The sequence below is a fragment of the Vibrio sp. genome, from assembly GCF_047973365.1.
In the GTDB taxonomy this organism is placed as follows: Bacteria; Pseudomonadota; Gammaproteobacteria; order Enterobacterales; family Vibrionaceae; genus Vibrio.
Genome location: NZ_JBKEBW010000090.1, coordinates 48,541 through 73,612 on the forward strand (window position 1 = coordinate 48,541; position 25,072 = coordinate 73,612).

Below are 25,072 nucleotides of genomic sequence, written 5' to 3' on the forward strand. Positions count from 1 at the left end.
AACCTGTGGCTTCACGTTTTTGGGGATAGGTTGACCTTTGACCTCATTTGCATTTATTTAAATGCAATAGATCATCAATTGATAATGGTTATCAAGAATAAATATTATCAAAATTGTTTATTATTTGTTCGCTTGCATTGTAACTGGGACTAAATCACTAAAAAGTCAAAGCTTTATGACTAGACTTGATATACAAAAGAAGAAGTATAAACCCAAAGGAGTGGAGCTATGGCTATTCAACTACTGAACGCAGAACAGCTTTACCACGTAGCAAAGCTAGAACAATTGCCTTGTAAGTCCACCAAAGAATTACCCCCAATTGATGAAATCGTTGGTCAAGAGCGCGCGCAAAAAGCGGTTGAGTTCGCCATGTCGATTAAAGAGAAGGGCTATAACATCTATGCGATTGGTCGCAACGGGTTAGGTAAGCGTACGATGATCATGCGTTATCTTACTCGCCATAAATATGAGAGTGATAACTTATATGACTGGTGTTATGTCGCTAACTTTGACGATATTCGTACACCGCGAGTGCTAAAACTGCCACGCGGTGTGGGTAGCGCATTTCGTCAAGATATCGAAAAGCTAATGACTAAGCTGATGAACGGTATGCCATTAGCTTTCGATAATGAGCTATATATTGGTCGTGCAGAGAAGATGAAAAACCAGCTCGACCAAAAGCAACAAAGTGAATTGGAAAACATCACTAAAGATGCCAAAGAAAAGGGTATTAGCCTCACGATTACCAACCAAGGTGAATATCAGTTTGTTGCTTTGAATGGTGAAGAGTTACACACCGAAGAAACTTTTGATGCTCTGACGAAAAAAGAGCAAGAACACTTCAGTCAGACGATTGATAAATTGGAGGTGTCGCTACGTAATATGGTTCGCCATTTGACGGAGTGGGAAGAGGCGTACACTGAAAAAATCAAAAAGCTGAATGATGATGTGACACTTGATGTGGTTGCTCACTTCATTAAGCAACTTAAACAAGATTACTCTCAGTATGTGGAAATCAAAAGTTACCTGACAGACCTACAAAAAGACATTGTGGAAAATGTCGATATCTTTTTGGAAGGTGCTGGAGAGCAGGGTGATATTGCGACAGCGGCTTTAGATAAAAAATTGCCGCGTCGTTACAAAGTGAACGTTCTTGTCAGCCGCGGCTCTGATGATTTCCCGATTGTAGTGGAGGAAAACCCTAACTACCACTCTTTGTTTGGTTACATCGAAACAGCAACTTACAAAGGTACTGTATTTACTGACTTTTCCTTGATCCGTGCCGGCAGTTTGCATAAAGCTAATGGCGGCGTGTTAATGATGGATGCGGTAAAAGTGCTAGAACAACCTTATGTATGGGACGGTTTGAAACGTGCGTTGCGCTCTCGTCAGATCAGCTTCACATCGTTAGAGAAGGAAGTGACGCTAACGGGTACCGTGTCATTGGATCCTGAACCTATTCCACTGGATGTGAAAATTATTCTGTTTGGTGATTACCGTACTTACGAACTGCTTGCGCACTATGATCCAGAGTTCAGTGAGCTATTTCGTGTAACCGCGGATTTTGAAGACGAAATGAAGCGTACTGATGATACAGAGCTTCATTACGCACGTTTCATTTCCAGTATCGTTCATGACAGCAATCTTTTGCATTGCGACCGCAAAGCGATAGCTCGCATTATCGAGCACAGTTCAAGAATGGCCGGTGACCAGTCCAAGCTTTCTCTTCATTCAGCACATATTGCTAACCTGTTGCGTGAATCAAACTATGTCGCTAAGCAGGCAAATTCAAACATGATTCGTCAGAGTCATGTTGAAGAAGCTTTAAACAACCAGCAAATGCGTGTTAACCGTTTGCAAGAAAGTGTGATGGAGACCTTCTCGAACGGTACGACGCTTATTCAAACAGACGGTGCTGCTATTGGTCAGGTTAATGCGTTATCTGTGCTGGCAACGAAAGATCATATGTTTGGTGCCCCCAACCGTATTACCGCGACAACGTCATACGGCGATGGTGAGATCATCGATATTGAACGCAGTGTCGATTTAGGCGGAAGCATTCACTCTAAAGGTGTGATGATTCTTTCCGCTTATCTCAACTCGGTATTTGGACGCACGGCACGTGTGCCGCTGACCACGACGATTACCTTTGAGCAATCCTATGGTGGTGTGGACGGAGACAGTGCAAGTATGGCTGAGTTCTGTGCAATTGTATCGGCATTTTCTAAGCAACCTAACCGTCAGGATATTGCGATTACCGGTTCTATGAACCAGTTTGGTGAATCTCAACCTATTGGGGGGGTGAACGAGAAAATTGAAGGTTTCTTTGATGTGTGCTGCATTAAAGGACGTCATAGCTCTCAGGGGGTGATCATTCCTCAAGCCAATAGACACAATTTGATGCTAAGACCTGATATCGTCAAAGCGGTAGAAAAGGGTGAGTTTAATATCTGGGCGATAAGCCACGTATCTGAAGCAATTGAGATTTTCACTGGTAAGAAAGTCGGTATTGCGACAGAAGATGGTAGCTATCCGGTAGACAGCATCTACGGTTTGGCTCAAGCCAAATTGAATGCGTTAAGAAAGTAACCGACGAGTTCCCGTACTTGAAAGGTCTTCATTTGAAGACCTTTTCTATAGAGATTGCACTGAAATATAGAGGGCGCTGAAGTTATACTCTTTCTGAGCGATGTTTTTTAGGTGAAATAGGTCAATCTACGCCTTCATTCTCCACCGTTACAAATAACTTTGAGGTGGATTTCAAAAAGATTGAATATTTTATACTCGGTTTAGTTCAAAGGGCTATTAGCCCGGGCAAGCCGCGCATTCACTTTCGTTTCCATTCGGCTTGTTGAGTAACAAGGAGTATCTCAATGAACCATCAGCCAACTGACGTTATATTGCACGCATTTGACTGGCCTTATTCCCTCGTGGCTGAGCGCGCTTCAGCGATATTCGAAGCAGGGTATAAAGCGGTACTTGTTTCCCCTCCCATGAAATCTGCGAAGAGCGATCAAGGAACAAAATGGTGGCAACGCTACCAGCCGCAAGATTACAGAGTTATCGACAACCAACTTGGCGATACTCAATCCTTTATTCAAATGACCGATGCTTTGACAGCTTTAGGTGTTCATGTCTATGCCGATGTGGTGTTTAACCACATGGCAAACGAATCGAAAAGGCGGCTTGATCTTCAATTTCCAAGTCGTGAAGATATGAAGCAGTATCAAAAATCCTCGCGTTATTATCAAAAGCAAATTCTATTTGGTGATTTATCACAACCGCTATTTCAAGAAGAAGATTTTGTTGAAGCGTTTGGGATTAAAGACTGGAAAGATAAGTGGCAAGTGCAAAATGGGCGAATCACAGGTGGACCGCATGATCAAGGTTTACCGACGTTAAGAGACTGTCCACATGTGGTAGCAATGCAACAAGCTTACCTCAAAGCACTTAAATCATTAGGAGTAAAGGGATTCAGAATCGATGCCGCTAAGCATATGACGATAGAACATCTAAAGAAAGTCTGGACAGACGAGATCACTAAAGATGTCCATATTTTTGGCGAGATCATCACTGATGGTGGCGCAACAAAAGAAGAATACCAATTATTTTTGGAGCCTTATTTGGCAGAAACCAGCCTAGGGGCATATGATTTTCCTCTTTTTCAGACCGTATTTAATGCACTGCAAAAATCGGGCAGTTTGAAATGGTTGATAGACCCGTACTGCTTTGGTGAAGCGTTATCGAAAGAACGAGCTATTACTTTTGCGATCACTCATGATATTCCCAATAACGATGTGTTTACTAATCTGGTTATGGATGAGGCGTTGGAGAGTTTAGCGTACAGTTATATTTTGGGGCGAGATGGTGGAGTGCCATTGATCTATACCGATTTGGACACCAGTCACATTAAGAATAAGTTGGGGCAGCCACGATGGCTTAATGCTTGGAAGGAACCTAAACTTCTGGCGCAAATCGAATTTCATAATCGAATGCACGGATTACCGATGGTAATAATAGAAGCCAGTGACGATTTATTGGTGTTTAGCCGTGGTGATAAAGGGGTGGTGATTATCAATAAATCCTCTAGGCCTCAAACCGTTGAACTGAACTGGAACCATGCGTTGCACGACCTGTTTAGTGATCAAGTATTTATTAGTGATGGAGCGACAGTATTGGTTGAGGCTGCGGCGCTAACCAGTTATATGCTTTGTAAGTGAAGCGCATTGTATGTCGCAAAAAAAAGCCGCATTCTGGTTGGATGCGGCAAACTATTTGAGTTAGCAGTAGTTCAATTCGGGGGTAACTTACTTAACCACTCACATAATATGAAAAAAGTATGAGATTAATATGCACTCTCAACGTTAAATGCATGCTTGGTTTTTGCCAGCGTTTTGTCAGGAAATAAAAATCCCCAGTTGTGAGCCTACTGGGGATTTTTTATTTTGAGCCATTATGAATGTAGTAAAACCTCTAAAGAAGTTTGACGTTGTCAGCATTAACTATTTTCTAGGGGGAAAATAAAGGAGACATGGTTAAAGTTAGTGGCTTAATTCTTAAACAGCAAAGTTGTGAATGATTTCTCTTTCGCTTTTTTAGTGGTTTGTGATGTTAATTCCAACTATATGTTGTGAATGAAACAGACATTTCTATTTACGACACCAAGACCCGACCAATAACGAATGAACTGCGGAAAGGGTATTAACTGGAGCCGGCTAATATTTCATTGCTGAATAGGAAAGTTACTAAAAACTGATTTATAACAATTCTTACTTTTAAATAAGACGTACTATTGAATGCAATAAGCTGCGTATCACTAAATATTGTGGTACGTGTTGTAGCTAATAGCTTTCTGTTGCTACGTACTGAAATTAAAGCGGAATTGTCATGGAAAATCTTATTCAACGTTTTTTACGTTATGTCACTTACGATACTCAATCAAAACCTAAGAATCATCATTGTCCAAGCTCTGCTGGGCAAAAAGTGTTTGCTCAAGCTCTTTATGAAGAGTTGCTAGAGTTAGGGCTCAGTGATGTCACTATTGATAGTCATAGCTATGTGATGGCGAGACTAAAATCAAATGTTGATTACCATGTTCCTCCTATTGGTTTTATTGCTCATATGGATACCTCTCCAGATGCTTCTGGTAAGCATGTTGTGCCTCAAATTGTCGAAAACTATCAAGGTGGGGATATTGCTCTTGGTAAAGGTGATGAAGTTCTCTCTCCTATCCAGTACCCTGAGCTGCATCAGTTACATGGCAAGAACCTTATAACGACTGACGGTAATACGCTTCTTGGAGCGGATAACAAAGCAGGCATTGCTGAAATTATCACCGCAATTGAAATGCTGATTGCCGACCCGTCAATTCCACATGGTGACATTTGTATTGGTTTTACGCCCGATGAAGAAATTGGTCGAGGTGCTAACCATTTTGACGTTACAAAATTTGGCGCTGAGTGGGCCTATACCATTGACGGAGGTCCTGTCGGGGAACTTGAATATGAAAACTTCCATGCAGCTACGGCTGAAGTTATTTGCCATGGTGTGAGTGTTCATCCGGGGACGGCGAAAGGCAAAATGGTGAACGCTATGCACATTGCTTCGCGTTTTGTTCTGATGATGCCTGAAGAAGAAACACCGCAGAATACCGAAGGTTATGAAGGTTTTTACCATCTTTCTTCCGCTTGTATGAGCGTCGCGAAATCGCAGTTGGATTACATACTTCGTGATTTCGAGCGAGATGGCTTAGCTGCCCGCAAGGCATTCATGCAACAGAAGGTTGACCAGTTAAATAAGCAGCTATCGAAAGGTAGTGTTGAGCTTGTTGTTCATGACAGCTACGCCAACATGAAAGAGATGGTTGAACCACATCCGCATATTATTGAACTAGCTAAAGTCGCTATGGAACAGTGTGGTATAGCACCATTAATCAAACCAATTCGTGGCGGTACAGATGGTGCTCGTTTATCTTTTATGGGATTGCCATGCCCGAATATTTTTACGGGTGGTTACAATTTCCATGGTATTCATGAATTCATTACGATTGAAGGTATGGAGCAAGCGGTGAGTGTTATTGTTACTCTTGCGGAAAATACAGCGCGACACTATAAACAATAAGCTGCTTTATCAACCAGTTCGGTCGGTTATAATTATTCAAGCGTTGGCGCTATGTTGGTTGCCAACGCTTTTTTTTATATAAAAACTGAGTTAGCTTAATCATTAAGCCATTTCAGTCAGCTATTCGGTAGTACATTGTAGTAGGAAGAATTATGGATAAATTAAATGCGGTGATAGATTTTCTATCTACGCACAAGATGTTGTTAACCTTGCTAATTTTGCTTGTTGTATGGTTGGTGCGCCGATTAGTTCTTGCACATATTCGTGGTGACGTTGCTTTTATTACTGAGGAACAAAGAAAATGGATGTCGCGCACTAAGAACGGGGCGTTTACAGTGACTGTGATAGTCCTGTTTATGCTTTGGCAATCGGAAATCAGTCAATTTGCACTGTCTGTTACTGCGATTGCGGTTGCTATTGTCGTGGCTTCAAAAGAAATTATCTTGTGTTTTACTGGATCGATTCAGCGTGCCAGTTCACGTTCGTTTCGAATTGGTGACTGGATTGAAGTGGGCTCAATCAGTGGTGAAGTGATTGAACACAATATGATGGCAACGGTTATTCAAGAGATTGCTCTACAAAAGGCTCATTATCATTACACTGGTAAAACCGCGACGCTACCGAACAGCATGTTCTTTATTCATCCAGTAAAGAACCTTAATTTTATGAAACGTTATGTGTTTCATGACATTACTATCGTTGTTCCTGACTTTGTGAATTTGTTTCCGTTAGTCCCTCAAATTCACCAACGAATTGAAGCGCATTTCGCTCATTTTATGGATGTGGCGCGTCGCTACAACAGCGTTATCGAGAAGCACGCAGGCGTTGATTTACCTGGTGCAGATCCACATGTTGAAATCACCAGTACCGCAGCAGGGGAGCAAGTCGTGCACATTAAGATATTTTGCCCGACCGAGCGAGCAACCTATTTGGAACAATTGATAAGAAAAGATTTCATGGAGATCTATGAAGAGAAGTTTCCAAAGACTGCACCGGAAACGAAATAGCCAGCATTACGCTGGCTATCTAGCAAATATAGCTATTAAAATTAGATAACTTTAATGCTTTCAGCTTGTGGGCCTTTTTGACCTTGAGTTACAACGAACTCAACTTTTTGGCCTTCAGCTAGAGTGCGGAAACCTTCACTTTGAATTGCGCTGAAATGTGCAAAAACGTCAGGACCGTTTTCTTGTTTAATGAAACCAAAACCTTTTGTTTCGTTGAACCATTTAACGGTACCAGTAACAGGTGTAGACATATTAATTATCCTAAAACATATTTGTTTAAAGCCGATTAGGGCGCTGATAGCGTGGAAAAATAAATTGCTATTGCGTACGACACGACGGGGGAGTTACGAGTAATCCAACGAAACAATGTGTAAACAAAGAACTTCTTTCTAGCTAGCCATGAGTCTAGGCTATTGAATTAACTTGTCAATCGGATCTTGAACTGAGTCGAAGTTGTGAAACAAGTTTCAATCATTTTTTTGCACTAAGCACCATTTCTAGCAAGTTTGAGTGACTCGAAATACACAAATGAATCTTATTTTATCAACTGATTTATTGACACTCAGAATGTTTGGCGCAAAATACGTACAACTTATATAGGAGAGTTTGATGAACATGAAATTATCAAAATCTCTTCCAAATGAAGTCATCGATACTGAATTTGGTCGAGGTGAAATTAAAGACAATGCGTTAAAAGCGGTAGTAACAAGCCAATTATTTAGACAACGAGTTGAGAAAGCAAAAAAAGGTAAAGGTAGTTTCAGCCGTAAAATGAAACACAAAGGAAAAGAGCCCTATTCAAAAGCTGCTTGATCGCTGATTTCGAATAGGGCTCTTTCTTTATTCATTATTTATATACTCTTCCTACTTGAAGCTGCAGCGGTGTTGACTGCGTTCGTTCACCCCCAATCACATAGTTTATCTATGCTCATGGGGATTCACTCACTTGTCGCCTACCTGCAACTCCAAGTAGTTTGAGTATATCATCTGTCTATTTTCGGCGAATAAATGGAGTATGCAGTAATTTGCCCGCGACGATGGCTAAAAATGCTACAAAAATCCCCGTTAGCATTGACGCTAAAAATTCAGCCGCTACGGTGCAATGTATCGCCAATTTCTACAATTTTGTTAATTCTGTGTTGAGACAACATGGTTTTTGGAAGCTAAGGTGAAAGTGGTGTAAAGGTATCAGAGCGAAGCGAAATTGGCGAGTAGATCGAGCATTTGGAATGCAAAAAATAGCCAAGCCTTCTGTATTGTAGCCATTGATTGATATGGTTTATATATGTTGTCTTTTTTCTTTGGAAGATAATGGCGAAGTATAAGATGAGATAGCTTAGTTACATTTTGAAATACTTTATTTGAAAATATTTATAGTTAATTAAATGTTAATAAATAATTTTTTTGTAATTATTTTTCTCGCAATTTCTAGCGATTATCTGTGTTAAACAAGATGATGATTTAACGTCCATTTAACAATTCAACCATTTGTTTAATAAGTATAAATTTTGTTGATTTTCTGACCTTGAAATAAACAAATGATGAGCGAGAATAATTAAAAACTGAAAGGATTCATTGCTGTCACTAAAGAGGTAGGCATGTTATGAAACTATTATTGATATTAATGACTTCGCTTTCTGCTGGTGTCGCTTCTGCTGCCCATATTCATTCTTTCCTACTCGGCATGTCTGTTGCTGCTCTTGCTGTTGGCAGTTGTTATTGGTTTGCTTTTAGAAGTACGCGAGTACCTGAATTAGCGGTTTTCTTACTGGTGTGCGGATTACTCTCTAAGTTGACGGTGACGGTTGTTGGCGTAATGTGGGGGTTATCTGCTGAACTGATCACCTCACCACTTGTGTTCGCGCTTTCTTACTTGTTCTTCTCTATTACTGTGACCTATTTGTGGTTCAGTTATAGAGATAGCATTACAGAATTGCCAAAGATAGTACGTAGCCGTACAGCACATTTGTAACATGCTTTCAGTTATTAAAAAGGGGCCTTATGGCTCCTTTTTGCTGCCTGACATACGACCATAGTCCTAAAGTGTCCAACTTCGTTTGCTTATATACTTGTTGTCAATGATGTACGAGGGAGTTGTTATGGATATCGCACTATTTTGGATTGAAAAAAGTATTTTAGTGATTGGCATTATCTTTGTTCTGACAGGTATTACTCAATATGGTCGCCGTAGTCACGATTGGAAAGGCGTCACCACAATGTTCTATAAGCGTGTTCCTATGTCAATTTCCGAATATAAATGGTATCGGTTAGGTATTAGCCTATTAGTATGCGTGGTGCTATTACGTATCATATTGCTTACTCTTTGGCCCTAATCTCTAAAGTAATCAATAAGTAGTCATCTATTTTTAGTGCTAATCACACATTTAGGTATACACTTTATAGAGTCTTAATAAACTAAGGGAAGGTAGTGTTATGTCGTTTCCTGTACTTATCTGTGATGACTCTGCTCTTGCTAGAAAGCAGATGGCGCGTTCCCTCCCTGCGACTCTGAATGCAAATATTACATTTGCTGAGCACGGACTCGATGCGTTGCATATTATGCAGCAGCAAACATTTAACCTCATGTTTTTGGATCTAACCATGCCTGAGTTGGATGGCTTTGGCACTTTGGAAGAAATGAAAAACAGAGGAATTGCGACGCCAGTCGTTGTTGTGTCAGGCGATATTCAGCCTAAGGCGAAAGAGCGTGTAATGGCGCTGGGTGCTAAAGCCTTTATTCAAAAGCCCATAGATATCAATATCCTCAAAGATGTTCTGAGAACCTTGGTTGAACCTGCTTCGGTTCCTAAAGTCGTCACACCTGTGTCATTTGAACTACCAGTACTTCGTCGTCGCGATATCTATATGGAAGTGGCGAACGTCGCCATTGGTCGAGCAGCGGATGCACTTGCAAGACATTTTGATGTGTTTGTACGTTTACCATTGCCGAATGTAAACATTTTTGAAGTGACAGAGCTTCACATGACGCTTCGTGATCTTGCAGATAATGCGCACGTGTCAGGTGTATGCCAAGGTTTCAGTGGTGAAGGTATCGCTGGAGAGGCTCTGGTGCTTCTCAGTGATACCAGTGTTTCTGATTTGAAAAAATTAATGAAAATACCGGCTGAGAGTGAAGATCTTGAAGAGTTGGAATTATTAATGGATGTCTCCAACATTCTGGTGGGGTCGTTCCTCAATGGTTTAGGGGAGCAAGCTGAAGTGCGCTTTTTCCAGAGTTCTCCTGTACTTCTTGGGCAGCACATCACTATCGATTCCGTGATCAACTCTACTGCGGGTTCGTTTAGTAAAACGATGACTTTTGAAGTCAGCTACAGCATTGAAGATACTTCAATTCGTTGTGACCTATTATTCATGTTCGTGGATGAATCTTTGCCGTTACTCAATAGCAAGCTTGCTTACTTGATGGAGGATTTCTAATGCTGTCTCTTCCAGCAGAATTTGGGCAATTTCATTGGATGGTCGACATGGTTCAAAACGTCGACATGGGGTTGATCGTACTTGACCGCGATTACAAAGTTCAAGTGTGGAATGGTTTTATGACACACCATAGTGGGAAAATGGCTCAGGAGGTGATTGGGCAATCGCTATTTGACGTTTTTCCTGAGATCCCACAAGAATGGTTCCGTCTTAAAACTAAACCCGTTTATGACTTAGGCTGTCGAAGCTTCATTACATGGCAGCAACGGCCTTATTTGTTTAAGTGTCGCAATGTTCGTCCTATTACACAGCAAGCTGATTTTATGTATCAGAACATCACGTTAAACCCAATGCGTACACCAACAGGTGTTGTTAATTCGCTGTTTCTTTCTATCCAGGATGCAACGGCAGAAGCTTTAGTGGTTTTAAAAGCAAATAATACATAGAACAAATACCAAATAAATAATATGAGAGATTTCAGCAACGGGTTAGTTGAGAGGGATTCGTATGCCTATACCCAGCGTTTTTTATACTGCACAGCAAGTTAAGCAAGGTGAAGTGTTAGCTGCCAAATCAATGGGGCTCGAAATGTTCAGCCTGATGGAGAGGGCGGGACAAGCTGCTTTCACCATTGCGTTTGCACAATATCCGGGTACTCATCATTGGTTGGTATGCTACGGTAGTGGGAACAATGGTGGAGATGGTTATATCGTCGCTTGTTTGGCTAAATCAATGGGTGTTCAGGTGACGGTTTGGCAACACGGCGATCCTGAAAATCTTAAAGGTGATGCATTATCTGCTTATTATCATTGGCTGGATCACGACGGCGAAGTTTATCCTTTTGATGATGTCATTCCTGATGACATTGATCTTATTATCGACGGATTGCTAGGAACTGGATTATCAGGAACGGTTCGAGAGCCCATTAAAGACATTATCCAATTGCTTAATGCGAGTCATGTGCCTGTTGTGGCAATAGACATCCCATCAGGGTTATGCGCAAATACCGGAGCGGTGTTAGGTGTTGCAGTCAAAGCTAATCACACCATTAGTTTTATAGGTTTAAAACAAGGCTTAGTCACTGGGCAGGCACGGAACTACGTAGGGCAATTGCACTTTGCTGGGTTAGGTGTTGAGGAGTGCTTTGAACAGCAAAATAAACCGACCCTGAAATCCATTTTGCCTAAATCCATTAAGTTGATGCTTGCTCAGAGAGAAGCATGTGCCCACAAGGGGATGTACGGTAAAGTGCTTCTGATCGGTGGCAACGAAGGTATGGGCGGAGCCATGATTCTCGCTGCCCGAGCGTGTGCCAGAGTTGGTTGTGGCCTTATAGCATCACTGCTTCATCCATTCAATGTTTCCTCCATTTTAGTATCCATCCCAGAAGTGATGAGTGCTGCTTGGGACGATGAGCAAAGAATCAAACGTCGGTTAGAGTGGAGCAACGTAGTCGCTATTGGGCCGGGATTAGGCCGAGATGCAAAAGCAGAAATGCTTTTCCGTCACACTCAGGATCTTCTAACTAACAAAGTTGTTGATGCTGATGCGCTATATTTTCTTGCACAAAACCCCAATTCAGATGATAAGCGGATCATCACTCCACACCCTGCCGAAGCTGCAAAATTACTTGGAGTCGATGTCAATTCTATTGAAGCAGACAGATTCAAAGCCATTAAAGATCTGCAAAACAAATATGGTGGTGTAGTGGTATTGAAAGGTGCGGGCACGCTAGTTAGTGATGGTAATGAGATTTTTGTATGCTTAGCGGGCAATCCAGGCATGGCGAGTGGAGGTATGGGCGATGTGTTAACTGGCGTTATCGCTTCTATTCTCGCGCAAGGTTTGAGTTGTTTTGAAGCCGCAAAATTAGGGGTAATCATTCACAGTAAAGCAGCAGATGTGAATGCAAAAGAAAAAGGTGAGCGAGGAATGTTAGCCAGCGATTTACTTTGTCATCTACGTGAATTGGTAAATTAAAACCTCTTGTTAAATATCAATTCAGGTTACAGGCTGAACCGAGCCCCCAAAGTTAAAGAGGTTGCGGAGTATTCGTCTTGCAGATCTTGATATTTGAGCTCAACACTTAGTTCCAGTTTCTCCACATACATTGGCTGCACTTTGGCACCAATTCCAATGTACGGATTAATGCCCGAACGGTCTTGGCTGGTTTCAGGGCTAACACTGGTATTCGTTTCTTCCAGATTGGTTTGCCCAATACCGCCTTTGGCATAAACGCTGGTAAAACTATTGATGGGCTGCTCTATTCTCGCGCCCGCAAAAAAACTACGGTACTTCACTTGTTGAGTGTCACCATTGGTATCATAGAATGTTGCGCCGTCTGAAATGGTATCAGTGTATCCAAAGTCAACGCCAACAAAGGGAGACAAAAAATAGCTGTATCCAAGCGTTGTCGTCCAAGCGCTCTCTGTGGAGTTATTGTTATCGATATAGTTATAGCCACTATCTGCGTAAAATTGGTGTCGGTTTTCTGCTGCCAGAGTTGGTAAAGCTAAAAATAAAAGGAATAAACCAACAGGAGTTTGTCCTAGATATTTCATCTTTTTTCTCCACTGCCATCAATTGATGCGCTGGTGTCTCTCAGGATTTTGACACTCTATTATCTGTGCATATCAATTTATATTTTTCTATACTCTTCCTACTTGAATCTGCAGCGGTGTTGGCTGCGCTCGCTCACCCCAATCACATAGCTTATCTATGCTCATGGGGATTCGCTCACTTGCCGCCTACCTGCAACTTCAAGTAGTTTGAGTATAATCTTCTGTATTTAAAGGCGAAGCACTTATAAATATAAGCAATTACTGAACCGTTATTATTTTTTATATTCAGAGCAAATAAAAAGCTGTGATCTAGGATTGTTTGGACGAAAAATAAACAAAATGAAAGTGTTGATATTTCAGTTTTAAGTGATTCAGTTCACGTTATTTCAGTGCAGCATCGTAGCTAAACGGTTATAGCAACATTTACTAAGGAACAGAAAATTGACGTTTAAAAGCTAATTTATTGATATTTAAATTATTTTTAAGGTTGGTCGGTATGAGGAAAGATTGTAAGTTTGGGGGATATGAAATCTTCACTAGGATAACACAAAAAAAAGCAAATATCAGACTTGTAGGAAAGAAATCACAACCTATAATGCTGAAAACCGGAGCGTCTGCCAACGCTCCGGTTTTTTTGTGTCCGAAAAGTGACTACGTCTGCCAACGTGTTCACGATGCACTCTGCAAAAGAGGCACAAACTGTAAATTAATCAAGGAATTACACAATGCGTATCGAACAAGAACTTAAGTTAGGTTTTAAAGATGTACTGTTTCGCCCGAAACGTTCAACCCTAAAAAGCCGATCTCAAGTAAATTTAACCCGCGAGTTTACATTTAAGCATAGTGGTCGTCAATGGTCTGGCGTACCTGTGATTGCTGCAAACATGGACTCTGTCGGTAGTTTTAAAATGGCTGAAGCTCTAGCAAAACATAGCGTAATGACGGCTATTCACAAACACTATAACGTTGAACAGTGGGCTGAGTTTGTTCAAAACGCAGATGCTAATACGCTACAAAACGTGATGGTTTCTACTGGCACATCAGATAATGACTTCCAGAAAACCAAAGACATTATGGCGATGAGCGAAGAGCTGATGTTCATCTGTATCGATATTGCTAACGGTTATTCAGAGCATTTGGTCGATTACGTTCAAAAAGTACGCACAGCTTTTCCCAGCAAAGTAATCGTTGCTGGTAACGTAGTGACTGGCGACATGGTTGAAGAACTGATCCTAGCTGGTGCGGATATCGTAAAAGTAGGGATTGGTCCTGGTTCTGTTTGTACAACCCGCGTGAAAACAGGCGTTGGTTACCCACAACTTTCAGCAATCATTGAGTGTGCTGATGCAGCCCACGGTCTTGGTGGTCGTATCATCGGTGATGGTGGTTGTACTTGCCCTGGTGATGTGGCTAAAGCTTTCGGTGGTGGCGCAGATTTCGTCATGCTTGGCGGCATGTTAGCTGGTCATGAAGAAGCGGGTGGCGAGCTAATTGAGAAGAACGGAGAAACCTTCATGAAGTTCTACGGAATGTCTTCTAAGAGCGCGATGGACAAGCACTCTGGCGGTGTTGCTGGTTACCGTGCAGCTGAAGGAAAAACCGTATTAATTCCATTCCGTGGCCCTGTTGAAAATACCATTCAAGATGTCCTTGGTGGCGTACGTTCAACCTGTACATACGTAGGCGCAGCCTCGCTTAAAGAGCTAACTAAGCGCACAACATTCATCCGTGTACAAGAGCAAGAGAACAATGTTTACGGTAAAGAGTAAACTTTCAACACTTCGGAAATTTCGAGTTATTGAGAGCCGCTTTTCGCGGCTCTTTTTCTTTATACAATAATAGGGTTGAGACTTCTCAACCCTAAGCCTGCTTCTTACTTATCTTTTAGTATTTGAAGATTTTCATTGATCTTAAAGACAACGATCATCAGTTCACACCAGATCCGCGCACCAATAGACCCTAAAATAATAGTTATTAAGCCTAAGAAGAAAGAGCTTGCTGTTAATCCCGCATAGCCACTGAACATGGTGCCAAGCCCAGAGATCACAGCGATTATAATAAGCAGCCAGTAAAGACCGGTTACGAGTTTTGGTGTTAGCATTGAATCGAAGGTGAACATCGATTTCATAGTTATATTTCCTTGTTTAATTTATTGTTTTTCTGGGTGAATGAATAGACATTAATTGTCGGGTGAAGATATTAAACTGATTGATTAGATATGCAATGTGCGTTTGTAGGCAAATTCTCTTTCAAATGCTAACTCAAATTATTTAACTGAAAAATTTAATCACTCATCATGTTGTAACTGGATATTTACATTCTTCGGGCGTATATTTCTGGTTTGATTCAGCGCAGTGTATAGAGGGCAATATGTTAGAGGCGTTTGGCGTTATAAATATTTGGACCTATTTAGTCGGTCTAACAATGATCATTCTTGCTCCGGGTCCAAACTCTCTTTATGTATTGAAATCAAGCTCATCGCTAGGCGTGAAAGCTGGCTATCAAGCGGCATCTGGTGTGTTAATCGGCGATGCTGTCTTAATCCTGCTCTCTTATCTGGGGGTCGCGTCTCTCATTCAAACTTCTCCGGTATTGTTTACCATCATTCGTTATCTTGGTGCGGCTTATCTGCTGTATTTAGGTGTTAAGATTATCCATCAATTGATGAGTAATAGAGGCGATGATAACGCAGAAATAGCACGTCCTAAGAAGAAAGAAAACGTGTTTGCCAAGTCACTCACTTTGAGTTTGACTAACCCCAAAGCGATTCTTTTTTATGTGTCGTTTTTCATTCAGTTTATTGATTACACCTACGAGCACACTTGGGCGTCTTACTTGATTTTGGCGACCATTTTAGAAGTGTTTAGCATTGTCTATTTGAGTGTGTTGATTTTCCTCGGTACTTCGTTGACTCAACTGTTCAAAAACAACAAGCTATTGGCGAATTTGGGTAATGGTTTGCTCGGTATGTTCTTTATGGGTTTTGCGGCACGTTTGGCGAGCTTGAGTTAATGACAATTACTCGCCGATTGTAGAGGCATTAACAAGGCTGCATAAAAATGTTTATGGCCAAGCGCGTTTTTTCCCGCCTGAACCTGCGTTAGCTTTAATCAGTTCAATTGCTTTCTTGGAATTGTCTTCGATTGAGTTCAAGCTCTTCGACACACTAGCCTGAAACTGTTTGTTCAACGCGACTTGTTCAGTGTCGGTTTTCGCCACTGCTGGCGTCTGAAGTTTGTGGATCATTTGTGCCAATTGTTTGTTTTGGCTTTCCAGTGTTTTTACTTTTAGGTTGAGATCTCTTAACACATTGTTTTGTTGTTCTATTTTGGCTTCAATACTGTTGATGGCTTTGAGAATCTGCCCAACACTCTGCTCAGTCATCGAGTTCTCCGCAGTTGGCTATTGTTGTCTTTCAGCCACCAGCATGTTTCAAATGTTACTGCTTTAGTGACAAATCTTCGTCAAGTATACAGATAAACCATGCTGCTATTGCGTAGGAATTCGCCGATATTGGGCCTTTCTAATGCTGAATAAATCGTTTAACAAGGCAAACAGACAGGTTAATTGGACTCATCAATAGCTGTCTGCTGCTTGAGACTTGTTAAGGCGAGAAGCCTGAACAGGAAGTACTTGCAGCACTAAGCAGACAAGAATAAATGCAAACCCATACCAGCCTATAACGGCGAATCGTTCACCTACCAACGCGACGGCAAACAATGTGGCAATGGCGGGTTCAAGCAGAGTGATCAGCGTAGCCGTGCTCGCTTCCAAGTGCTTTAACGCATAACCAAACAGTAGGTAGCCAAGGAACATTGGTATGGTTGCCATATAGATGACTACTGCAGTGTGTTTCGCATCCGCAAACAGATTGTCTCCGGTAATGTACAGCGAGGGTAGCAACAAGGTAGCCGCTAAACCAAACATACTCGCCATTGCTGATTGAGAGTTCACTCCTTGTTCAATCATGCCTCGTGCCGCCCATGAGTAGGTGGCATAAGTGAGTGCGGCTATAAGCCCCAGTGCAATTCCTAAAAGGTGAAGCATCGAACTTACATCTGAGTGAACACTTTGTTCTTTTCCAAGCGTGAGTAACACGATACCAATAGCCCCTACGATGAAAGAGACTATCCACTGCAAAGATATCCGTTTTTTGCTGATAAGACGCTCAAGCAAAACGGTAAAAAATGGTGCGCTGGCGATGGAGATCAAGGTGCCTATCGCGACGCCAGAAAATCGCATTGAGGTGTAAAAAGCAAGCGGATAAATAGCGACCGCTGCGCCACCACAAAGCAAAAGTTTGTATTGCTGAAGTAGTGTCGCTACATCGCCAGTGAGCTTTCTTCGGGCATTGAACATGAGTAATAAGCCACCGCCACCCATGGCAGAGGCGCCGATGGCTAAAGGACTAATATCTGGTGCGAAACTGGCTGCGGTTCCTGTTGTGCCCCAGAAAACACTGGCGAGAACCACCGTAAAGACTCCGCTAACATTCGCCTTTCCTCTAAACATAACCACTCCATGTCATAAATGTTATGAAAACGTTGGAATTCTATATCCCTAAAGCCGCTCCCGCAACAATGAAGAATGCAACGCAAGCAACTATCGGCAGCTTGAGTTGCTTGAGCAGATAAAATCCAACCAATATTAAAGCTATGTCTGAAACGGTAAAGACGGCACTGGTAAATACCGGTTGGTACAAAGCTGCGGCAAGCAAGCCAACAACAGATGCGTTTACGCCATTCAGTGCACCAGCAATGGTTGGGTTATCTGCTAATGAATGCCAGTTTTTCAGCACAGCTAATAACAGCAGAAAGCCCGGAAGAAATACTGCAATAGTCGCCAACAGTGCGCCAACAATAGGTGTTTGTGGCATTAGCGCGTAACCAATATATGTGGCGAAGGTAAACATAGGCCCAGGAACAGCCTGAGCTGCTGCGTATCCGGTCAAAAAGGTATCTTGGCTTAGTTGGTCACCAACAAGATTTTGCAATAGTGGCAGAACCACATGTCCACCACCGAAAACTAAGCTTCCTGCCTGAAAGAAATCACTAAACAGTTGAATATTTTGGTGGTTTGATAACACAGAGGTGCCGATAAGTATTAAGGCAAATAGCAGTAAAGGGGTATAACTGGGTTTAAACGTGCTTTGTGTTTTCGCTGCATTTCCTTTGAGGTATCGCGCTCCAATGATAGCGGCCAATATTAGCACTAATAATTGACTAGTAATGCTCGGTACAACCAGCAGGGCGCATGCCGTTAACGGAGCTAAGCCTGCTGAGAGTTTGCTTGAGCAGAAGTTCTTGTACATTCCCCAAGTCGCGTCAGCAACTACCACTACGGCGAGCAATTTAAGTCCGTGTACGATGTTGTGAAATATGGTGGTATCCGTGATCTGGCTGCTCATGAGAGCAAGCAGGATCATGAGTATGATGGATGGTGCGGTAAAACCGATGAAAGCGGCGATCGCTCCAAATAAACCACCACGTTTGTAACCGATAGAAAAACCCACTTGGCTTGACCCTGGACCGGGCAAAAATTGGCTGAGTGCCACAATCTGAGCGTATTCGCTGTCATCTAACCACTTCAGTTTTTCAACGAAGGTTTGACGAAAATAGCCAATGTGAGCGGCGGGGCCACCGAAGCTAATCCAACCTAGCCAGAAAAAGGTTTTGAAGATAGTAAGCATGCAGTAAAGCTTCTTTTTGCGAAATTGAGCCATGAATAGCTAAAGTCGACGCAATTTTCAACCTATCTAGTTAATTGTTCACAATTATTTAATGTAAAAAGCCATTACCGGATGTCTCAGAAACGGGGGTTCCGATATATCCGATAATGGTTACAGGTGATAGGTGGTTCAGGCGATAAAGTTAAACTGGTATCAAAGTTTAAAGTTGCCGACTAACTTATCCAAATCTGCCGACAGTCTTTGCAGATGAGTGCTGGATTGATTGAGCTGCTCTGAAATCTCAGTGGTTTCTGATGTCAGTTGGTTGATCTCTTCCAGGTTACGGTTGATATCCAATACAACCGTTGATTGTTCTTCAGTTGCTGTTGCAACTTGAATATTCTGGGTGCTGATCTGTTCAATATGGTTACTTATTTGCCCTAGGGATGTGGTGGCATTGTTGGCAAATCCGACAACAAGGTTACTTTGGTTTCGTCCCTTGTCCATGGCTTCAACCGCACGACGAGATTCGGTTTGTAGCCTGTCGATAATGTTTTGGATCTCTTCTGTTGAATGAGCAGATCGGCTCGCCAAAGTGCGAACTTCATCGGCCACTACGGCAAATCCACGTCCTTGTTCTCCGGCACGCGCAGCTTCAATCGCCGCGTTAAGTGCAAGTAAGTTTGTTTGGTCTGAGATATTGCGAATGGTATCGAGTGTTGAGCTGATGTCGTCAACTTGTTTGGCCAATGACTGGACGATATCGGTCGCTTCTTCGAGTTCTCTGGAAAGCTCACCAATTTGATCTCTTGCTTGACCAACCACACTTCGTCCGTCACTGGATTGATGTGTCGCTTCGTTTGCCGCTTCTGCTGCATGCGAAGCATTTGTGGCTATTTCATCGACAGTTTCACCTAACTGATGAATTGCAGTGGCGACTTGAACAGTGCGGTCACGTTGTGAAGCGCAGTTATTGCGTGTGTGGTCCGCTCGTTCAGAAACATTTTCTGCCATGTTGGCTAAGTCGCGTGAGTTTTTCGCCACCTGAACCATAGCAGTATGTACTTTTTCAATAAACTGGTTAAAGCTGTTGGCGATATGAGTGAGTTCATCGCGACCTTCCGCGTCAAGGCGCGTGCTCAGTGCCATATTCAACGCTGCATGATTCATAGTTTCACGCAGATAGGTTACTCGTCTGCGCAGGTTAAAGACAATAGATGACGAGATAATAAAAGAGATAAGCAACCCTACGACACTAATCACAATCAGCGTATTACGATTTTTGAGGTAGGTGTCATGGCTGATAGAGTTTTGTACTTCAGCTTGTTGCAGTAGCGTGTCTAAAATAACATTGGCTTCCTTTCTCATAACACCGTAACTTTTTGCATATTTATCGCGATAAATTTGCTGAGCTGTGGAAAGGTCGTTGCTATCCAGTGCGTTTAACATTGGTTCTATCTCGTCCGTCACCACTATTGCAAAAGCATCGGCGAGTGTTTGCACGCGCTGTTTTAAAATATCGTCTGATTGTGCTTCAACTGCGTAATCTAACGCTGCTCTCATTTCTGGTATGTCTTCTGTCCTTGTTTCTTTCACTCGTGTCGCAATGCCCTTGGCATCTCGCAGAGCTGTTTCTTGAAGTAACATCATGTCTATGCCAACTCGCATGCGAGGGATCCTGGATGCTGTTTCTGCCATTGCGCGCATTGGTGCGGCAGTGTTGAGATACATAGATTTGGTTCTTTTATCGATAGAATCCATTGAACTTAGGCTGTGCAAGCCAACAGCGATCAAAGCTAAGCAAGGGATAGTTACGGTTATAAGCAACCGAGTTTTCAAAGTGAAATTATTGATAAGCATAGCTGTAATTATCCGTATTTGTTGCGGTTATTTATCGCATTGGACTTTACCAACTTGCTAATAATTAAAATGGTTGAATTTCAATCAGATGTGAGCATGTACACAGATTTTTTGTACTATATTTAGAGATTGCGAGTGTGTAGTGATTATTCGCAAATTTATATGAATTTAATCAAAATATCATTGACCCCTATGAATTCAATTCAAAAAACACAGGGGCAATGACGAAAAACAAGCTTATAGTTTGAAGTTGCCTACGAGCATGTCTAACTGAGACGAGAGTTGTTGTAAGCTGTTACTGGATTGATTGAGTTGTACTGCTATATCTGTGGTTTCCGTGGTGAGATGATTTATTTCTTCAACATTGCGGTTTATGTCGTCCACAACGGTTGATTGCTCTTCAGTGGCAGTCGCGACCTGAATATTCTGTCCACTGATGTGGTCAATGTGGCTGTTGATCTGCTCCAATGCATTGGCTGCATTGTCTGCATACTCGACGACTAAATCACTTTGTTGGCGACCTTGCTGCATAGCTTCTACTGCGCGTTTCGATTCCGTTTGCAGTCTATTAATCACTTTTTGAATCTCCTCCGTTGAGTCAGCAGAACGACTGGCGAGTGTCCTTACTTCGTCGGCTACGACAGCAAATCCACGACCTTGGTCGCCTGCGCGAGCGGCTTCAATAGCCGCATTTAGTGCCAGCAAGTTGGTTTGATCTGAAATGTTGCGAATGGTATCTAAGGTTGAACTGATATCGTTAACCTGTTTAGCCAGTGACTCAACCACATCGGTTGCTTTATCCAGTTCATTAGAGAGTTCTCCAATTTGTTTTCTTGCCTGAAGAACGACTTTTTGCCCATCGCTGGATTGATGTGTTGCTTCGTTCGCCGCATCTGCAGCTTGTGCAGCGTTGGTCGCAATTTCACTGACGGTCGCGCCCAATTGGTGAATGGCAGTTGCCACTTGCACGGTTCTGTCTCGTTGGGAGGTACAGTTACTTTGTGTATGACGGGCTCTCTCTGATACGTCACGAGCCATGTTTGCCAGTTGCTGCGAGTTCGCTGCAACTTGATTGATAGCCTTATGTACCTTCTCCATAAACAGGTTAAAACTATCGCCAATTTCAGTTAATTCGTCCTTCCCATCCAATTTAATACGTGTGTTGAGCGATAAGTCTTGCGCCGCACTTGTGATCGTATCTCTAAGAGTAGAAACACGATTACGTAAGCTAATGACAATAGCAGAAGAGATGATGAATGAAATGATGAGCCCTGCACTGATGATAATGATCTGAGTTGTTCTGCCAGAGACATAATTGGCGTAACTCAGTTTATTTTGTGACTCGGCTTGCTCAAGTAAAGTTTCCAATAATGTGTTCGCGTCTTTGCGCATGGTTCCGTAGCTCACAGCGTATTTGTCTTTATAGATTTGTTGTGCTGTTGCCATATCGTCTTTATCCAGTGCCAGAAGCAAAGGGTTTAGTTCATTACTGACCATTTTTTCAAAATCATTGAGTAGGGTCTGTACTTTGCCTTTTAATTCTGGGTTAACTTGGGTTTTCACTGCTAAAGTCAGCGCATCACGCATCTGCGGAATGTCTTCTTCACGAGTCTCTTTGACGCGAGTTTTAATGCCCTTAGTGTCACGTAAAGCGGTTTCTTGTAGCAGCATCATATCAATACCCACACGCATTCTGGGAATTCGCGACGCGGCTTCTGCAACGGCTCGCATTGGGGCCGCAGTGTTTAAGTACATTTCTTCTGTTTTATTTGCCATTGCTGACATGGCATTCAAGCTTGCTAAACCTACAAATATCAATGCTAAGCAGGGGATTGCTACCGTAATAATCAATCGGCTCTTAAGCGTTAATTTATCTATTAACATTGTGTGAATACCTTCTATGTCTGTTATTGGACTGCTTAAATGAGGCTGCGTCTTTTGTCACTAAAGCTGTTTGTTGGTTAAAGAGGCTCAACTAGTAAAAAAGTTTATGTGTAATAATTAATAGCTTAGGCTAAAACGCAATATGTGCGATCCAAACAGAAAAAAAAGATGAATTTTGAAAGGTTACGGATTAGAAAAGTTAGGGCGTTGGCTAACGCTCAGTGTATTTCGTGCTCTAGAACTTAGCGTAATGCTGCGTTTAACTACGGTAGATTAGGTGGAGTGCTGAATAAATTGTTGAATGGGTACTGCGCTTGTTCAACAAATTTTACCGACAACTGAGCTACATCAAGGGTTATGTGATCAATGTCGCTATAATTCCAAGCTCTGTTTGATGTGAGAGAGTAGTGCAGTTTGGGTTTTACAACAGATCAGTTTGAATTACTTGCCCCAGGTGGCGATTTAGATTCAATTAAGGCAGCTATCGCTGCGGGTGCCGATGCAGTCTACTGTGGCTTAGACAGATTTAACGCACGTAATCGCGCAACTAACATTACGCTTGATGTGCTTGACGGCGTAGTTGAACTCGCTCACCAGAACCAATGTAAAATTTTTCTCACTCTCAATATCGTGATGTTGGAGAGTGAAATTCCTTCACTCGTTCGATTGTTAAAGCAACTGTGCGATACCGATGTCGATGGCGTGATAGTTCAGGATCTTGGTCTGGCATATCTTATCAAGCACCATTTCCCGCAGTTGGATATGCATGCCTCCACTCAGATGAACACCCACAATGAAGGGCAAATTAAGCTGCTAAGCAAACTTGGTGCTAGCCGAGCTAACTTATCCCGTGAACTGAATATTGATGAGATAGCGCATTTAGCACAGTACGGTCGTGTGCACAATGTGTCGATGGAAGTGTTCGTTCATGGATCATATTGTATCGGTTTCTCCGGTTTGTGTTATTTCAGCTCGGAACTTAATGGCGCATCCGGAAACCGTGGGCGTTGCAGTCAACCTTGTCGTGACCAATATCAGATAACTTCAGCGGGGAATCATTATCCGCTGAATCTTAAAGACAACTCTGCTTATCAAGATATGGGTGCGTTGGCTAAGGCGGGTGTCTATTCGTTGAAGGTGGAAGGACGAATTAAAAAATCTCATTACGTGTACACTGTGGTCGATAACTGGCGTAAACAAATTGACCATTACTGTCAAACGGATGAAGTGCTTACAGATATGTCTGAGCTCTATACCGTGTTCAATCGCGACTTTACCAATGGTTATCTTAAAGGTGACATCCATCGAGGTATGTATATTGATAACCCGAGAAATTTTGCGGCTAAACACGTTGAAATGCAGTCTGAAAGCATAGAGTTTACCCAGGCCAAACAATTTATTTATGACCGCAATACCGAGATTATTGGACAAGTGGATGCGGTTACTCAGGCAATGACTATCACTTCTAATGCTAGGCGAAGCTTGAAGGGATGTGGCTACAAAGTCGATATCGAACTGGCAAAATTTGACCCAAATGCAAAGCTAAACAGTGTGCCGAAGCTTTCCGTATTGATCGATAATGTTGATGATCTAGGACTTACTGAATCAAACCATGACGTTGAGTTTTTCTACCGTATTCCGGATGCGTTGGCTCTTCAATATGACGAAGTGGTGGATGCGTTGAGTCGTTACCCAAATCTTATCCCGTATTTCCCTGCTATTTTGGTTGGTGAACATTACCAAGCCGCGTGCCGTCTTCTTGAACATATGAAGCCGCAATGGTTGGTCACCAATAATCTTGGTATGGCTGAAGTCGCTCAAAGTATGGGGTTACCTTGGGTTGCTGGACCTCAACTTAACATCACTAACTCGCTGTCGTTGCAGTGTATTGAGCAAGAGCTGAAAGGTCATGGAGCGTTTATCTCCAATGAGCTCAGCGCCAAACAGATGAAGCGATTAGTCAGACCGAAAGGCTTTAGATTGTTTTACAGCCTTTATCATCCGATTCATTTGATGACCAGCAGACAGTGTCTGATCATTCAAAGTATCGGCTGTAAGAAGCAGAGAATGAATAAAGGCTGCATGAAACGCTGTGAGAAGAGCGCATCAATCATCAGTTTAAAAGGTCAATCTCATGTTATTCACAAGCAGCGTGGTAATCACAATTGTCTGTACGGTAATGAGAACTTCCTAAACTTAGATTTGCTGACGGATGTACCGGATGTGTTCACCGATATTATGATTGATTTGCGTGATATCCCCACTAATACCCAGTTGTCCGTGAGCAAATCAGAACTTATTCACCTGTTTAAGCAAGCGTTGAATGGTGATGATGCAGCGCAACAAGCGTTGCTATCAAACATTATAGGCACAACAAACAAGCAGTATTTAAAAGGTTTGAACTAACGTTGGGTAGTCGGTTAAGAGAGAAGGGCAAACGTGCCAATTTTAAAAATAATTTTTCAAAAAGCATTGTAATGACCTAGCTAAGCTGAGATAACTAAACGCGTCTGTGCATTAGATGTAAGGTCTAT

Annotated in this window: 21 protein-coding genes; 13 read left to right on the forward strand and 8 right to left on the reverse strand. The window is 42.2% G+C overall.

All coding sequences use genetic code 11. From position 1 onward, the window contains the following. The first annotated feature begins 228 nt into the window (after positions 1-228). From ACK5MF_RS12095 to ACK5MF_RS12110, 4 genes are all read left to right on the forward strand, one after another. Positions 229-2,589: a Lon protease family protein gene (locus ACK5MF_RS12095; RefSeq protein ID WP_416922545.1), complete on the forward strand. Its 2,361-nt coding sequence runs from the start codon at positions 229-231 to the stop codon at positions 2,587-2,589. A 284-nt stretch (positions 2,590-2,873) separates the two neighbouring features. After that, positions 2,874-4,220, forward strand: coding sequence for an alpha-amylase family protein (locus ACK5MF_RS12100; protein WP_416922547.1), 1,347 nt, complete (start codon positions 2,874-2,876; stop codon positions 4,218-4,220). A 667-nt stretch (positions 4,221-4,887) separates the two neighbouring features. Further along, positions 4,888-6,120 carry a peptidase T gene (gene pepT / locus ACK5MF_RS12105; RefSeq protein WP_416922549.1) on the forward strand — a complete coding sequence of 411 codons (1,233 nt, stop codon included), beginning with the start codon at positions 4,888-4,890 and terminating at the stop codon, positions 6,118-6,120. 152 nt (positions 6,121-6,272) lie between these two features. After that, a complete protein-coding gene (locus ACK5MF_RS12110) occupies positions 6,273-7,127 on the forward strand; it encodes a mechanosensitive ion channel family protein (protein WP_416922551.1) in 855 nt (284 codons plus the stop codon). 41 nt (positions 7,128-7,168) lie between these two features. Here the strand turns inward: ACK5MF_RS12110 and ACK5MF_RS12115 are convergent, their stop codons facing one another. After that, the gene (locus tag ACK5MF_RS12115; RefSeq protein WP_042481129.1) at positions 7,169-7,378 is read right to left on the reverse strand and encodes a cold-shock protein; all 210 of its coding nucleotides are present in this window, start codon (positions 7,376-7,378) and stop codon (positions 7,169-7,171) included. Between the two features lie 358 nt (positions 7,379-7,736). Here ACK5MF_RS12115 and ACK5MF_RS12120 point away from each other — a divergent pair, with 358 nt between their 5' ends. The 6 genes from ACK5MF_RS12120 to ACK5MF_RS12145 all read left to right on the forward strand — a co-directional run bounded on the left by ACK5MF_RS12120 (position 7,737) and on the right by ACK5MF_RS12145 (position 12,545). After that, positions 7,737-7,940 (forward strand): alternative ribosome-rescue factor A, encoded by a 204-nt coding sequence (locus ACK5MF_RS12120; RefSeq protein ID WP_416922553.1) that lies wholly within the window; start codon positions 7,737-7,739, stop codon positions 7,938-7,940. A gap of 790 nt (positions 7,941-8,730) precedes the next feature. Continuing rightward, a complete protein-coding gene (locus ACK5MF_RS12125; protein WP_416922555.1) occupies positions 8,731-9,099 on the forward strand; it encodes an NADH:ubiquinone oxidoreductase in 369 nt (122 codons plus the stop codon). A 127-nt stretch (positions 9,100-9,226) separates the two neighbouring features. Further along, a complete protein-coding gene (locus ACK5MF_RS12130; protein ID WP_416922557.1) occupies positions 9,227-9,460 on the forward strand; it encodes a hypothetical protein in 234 nt (77 codons plus the stop codon). A 100-nt stretch (positions 9,461-9,560) separates the two neighbouring features. Beyond that, positions 9,561-10,565 carry a response regulator gene (locus ACK5MF_RS12135; protein WP_416922559.1) on the forward strand — a complete coding sequence of 335 codons (1,005 nt, stop codon included), beginning with the start codon at positions 9,561-9,563 and terminating at the stop codon, positions 10,563-10,565. Continuing rightward, entirely contained in the window at positions 10,565-11,011 is a 447-nt protein-coding gene (locus ACK5MF_RS12140) for a PAS domain-containing protein (protein ID WP_416922561.1), read from the forward strand. Before ACK5MF_RS12135 ends, ACK5MF_RS12140 begins: the two co-directional genes overlap by 1 nt. 61 nt (positions 11,012-11,072) lie before the next feature. After that, positions 11,073-12,545 carry an NAD(P)H-hydrate dehydratase gene (locus ACK5MF_RS12145; protein ID WP_416922563.1) on the forward strand — a complete coding sequence of 491 codons (1,473 nt, stop codon included), beginning with the start codon at positions 11,073-11,075 and terminating at the stop codon, positions 12,543-12,545. Between the two features lie 26 nt (positions 12,546-12,571). Here ACK5MF_RS12145 and ACK5MF_RS12150 read toward each other — a convergent pair whose 3' ends face one another. Further along, positions 12,572-13,126, reverse strand: coding sequence for a porin family protein (locus tag ACK5MF_RS12150; RefSeq protein WP_416922565.1), 555 nt, complete (start codon positions 13,124-13,126; stop codon positions 12,572-12,574). Positions 13,127-13,851: 725 nt separating this feature from the next. Between ACK5MF_RS12150 and ACK5MF_RS12155 the strand changes: the two genes are divergently transcribed. Then, positions 13,852-14,895, forward strand: coding sequence for a GMP reductase (locus ACK5MF_RS12155; protein ID WP_416922567.1), 1,044 nt, complete (start codon positions 13,852-13,854; stop codon positions 14,893-14,895). A gap of 104 nt (positions 14,896-14,999) precedes the next feature. On the opposite strand, the gene ACK5MF_RS12160 is transcribed toward ACK5MF_RS12155, so the two are convergent. Next, positions 15,000-15,254, reverse strand: coding sequence for a DUF4282 domain-containing protein (locus ACK5MF_RS12160; protein ID WP_416922569.1), 255 nt, complete (start codon positions 15,252-15,254; stop codon positions 15,000-15,002). 242 nt (positions 15,255-15,496) lie between these two features. On the opposite strand from ACK5MF_RS12160, the gene leuE reads away from it, so the two are divergent. Further along, positions 15,497-16,138, forward strand: a complete 642-nt coding sequence (gene leuE / locus ACK5MF_RS12165; protein ID WP_416922571.1) for a leucine efflux protein LeuE — start codon at positions 15,497-15,499, stop codon at positions 16,136-16,138. A gap of 51 nt (positions 16,139-16,189) precedes the next feature. Here the strand turns inward: leuE and ACK5MF_RS12170 are convergent, their stop codons facing one another. The 5 genes from ACK5MF_RS12170 to ACK5MF_RS12190 all read right to left on the reverse strand — a co-directional run bounded on the left by ACK5MF_RS12170 (position 16,190) and on the right by ACK5MF_RS12190 (position 22,538). Continuing rightward, positions 16,190-16,510: a hypothetical protein gene (locus ACK5MF_RS12170; protein WP_416922573.1), complete on the reverse strand. Its 321-nt coding sequence runs from the start codon at positions 16,508-16,510 to the stop codon at positions 16,190-16,192. A 192-nt stretch (positions 16,511-16,702) separates the two neighbouring features. Continuing rightward, complete coding sequence (locus ACK5MF_RS12175) at positions 16,703-17,638, reverse strand: DMT family transporter (RefSeq protein WP_416922575.1); 936 nt, start codon at positions 17,636-17,638, stop codon at positions 16,703-16,705. Positions 17,639-17,678: 40 nt separating this feature from the next. Next, on the reverse strand, positions 17,679-18,815 hold the full coding sequence (gene chrA / locus ACK5MF_RS12180; protein WP_416922577.1) for a chromate efflux transporter: 1,137 nt from the start codon (positions 18,813-18,815) through the stop codon (positions 17,679-17,681). A gap of 192 nt (positions 18,816-19,007) precedes the next feature. After that, positions 19,008-20,654 (reverse strand): methyl-accepting chemotaxis protein, encoded by a 1,647-nt coding sequence (locus tag ACK5MF_RS12185; protein ID WP_416922579.1) that lies wholly within the window; start codon positions 20,652-20,654, stop codon positions 19,008-19,010. Positions 20,655-20,891: 237 nt separating this feature from the next. Continuing rightward, a complete protein-coding gene (locus ACK5MF_RS12190; protein WP_416922580.1) occupies positions 20,892-22,538 on the reverse strand; it encodes a methyl-accepting chemotaxis protein in 1,647 nt (548 codons plus the stop codon). Positions 22,539-22,952: 414 nt separating this feature from the next. On the opposite strand from ACK5MF_RS12190, the gene ACK5MF_RS12195 reads away from it, so the two are divergent. Next, positions 22,953-24,944 (forward strand): peptidase U32 family protein, encoded by a 1,992-nt coding sequence (locus ACK5MF_RS12195; protein ID WP_416922582.1) that lies wholly within the window; start codon positions 22,953-22,955, stop codon positions 24,942-24,944. Positions 24,945-25,072: the final 128 nt, after the last annotated feature.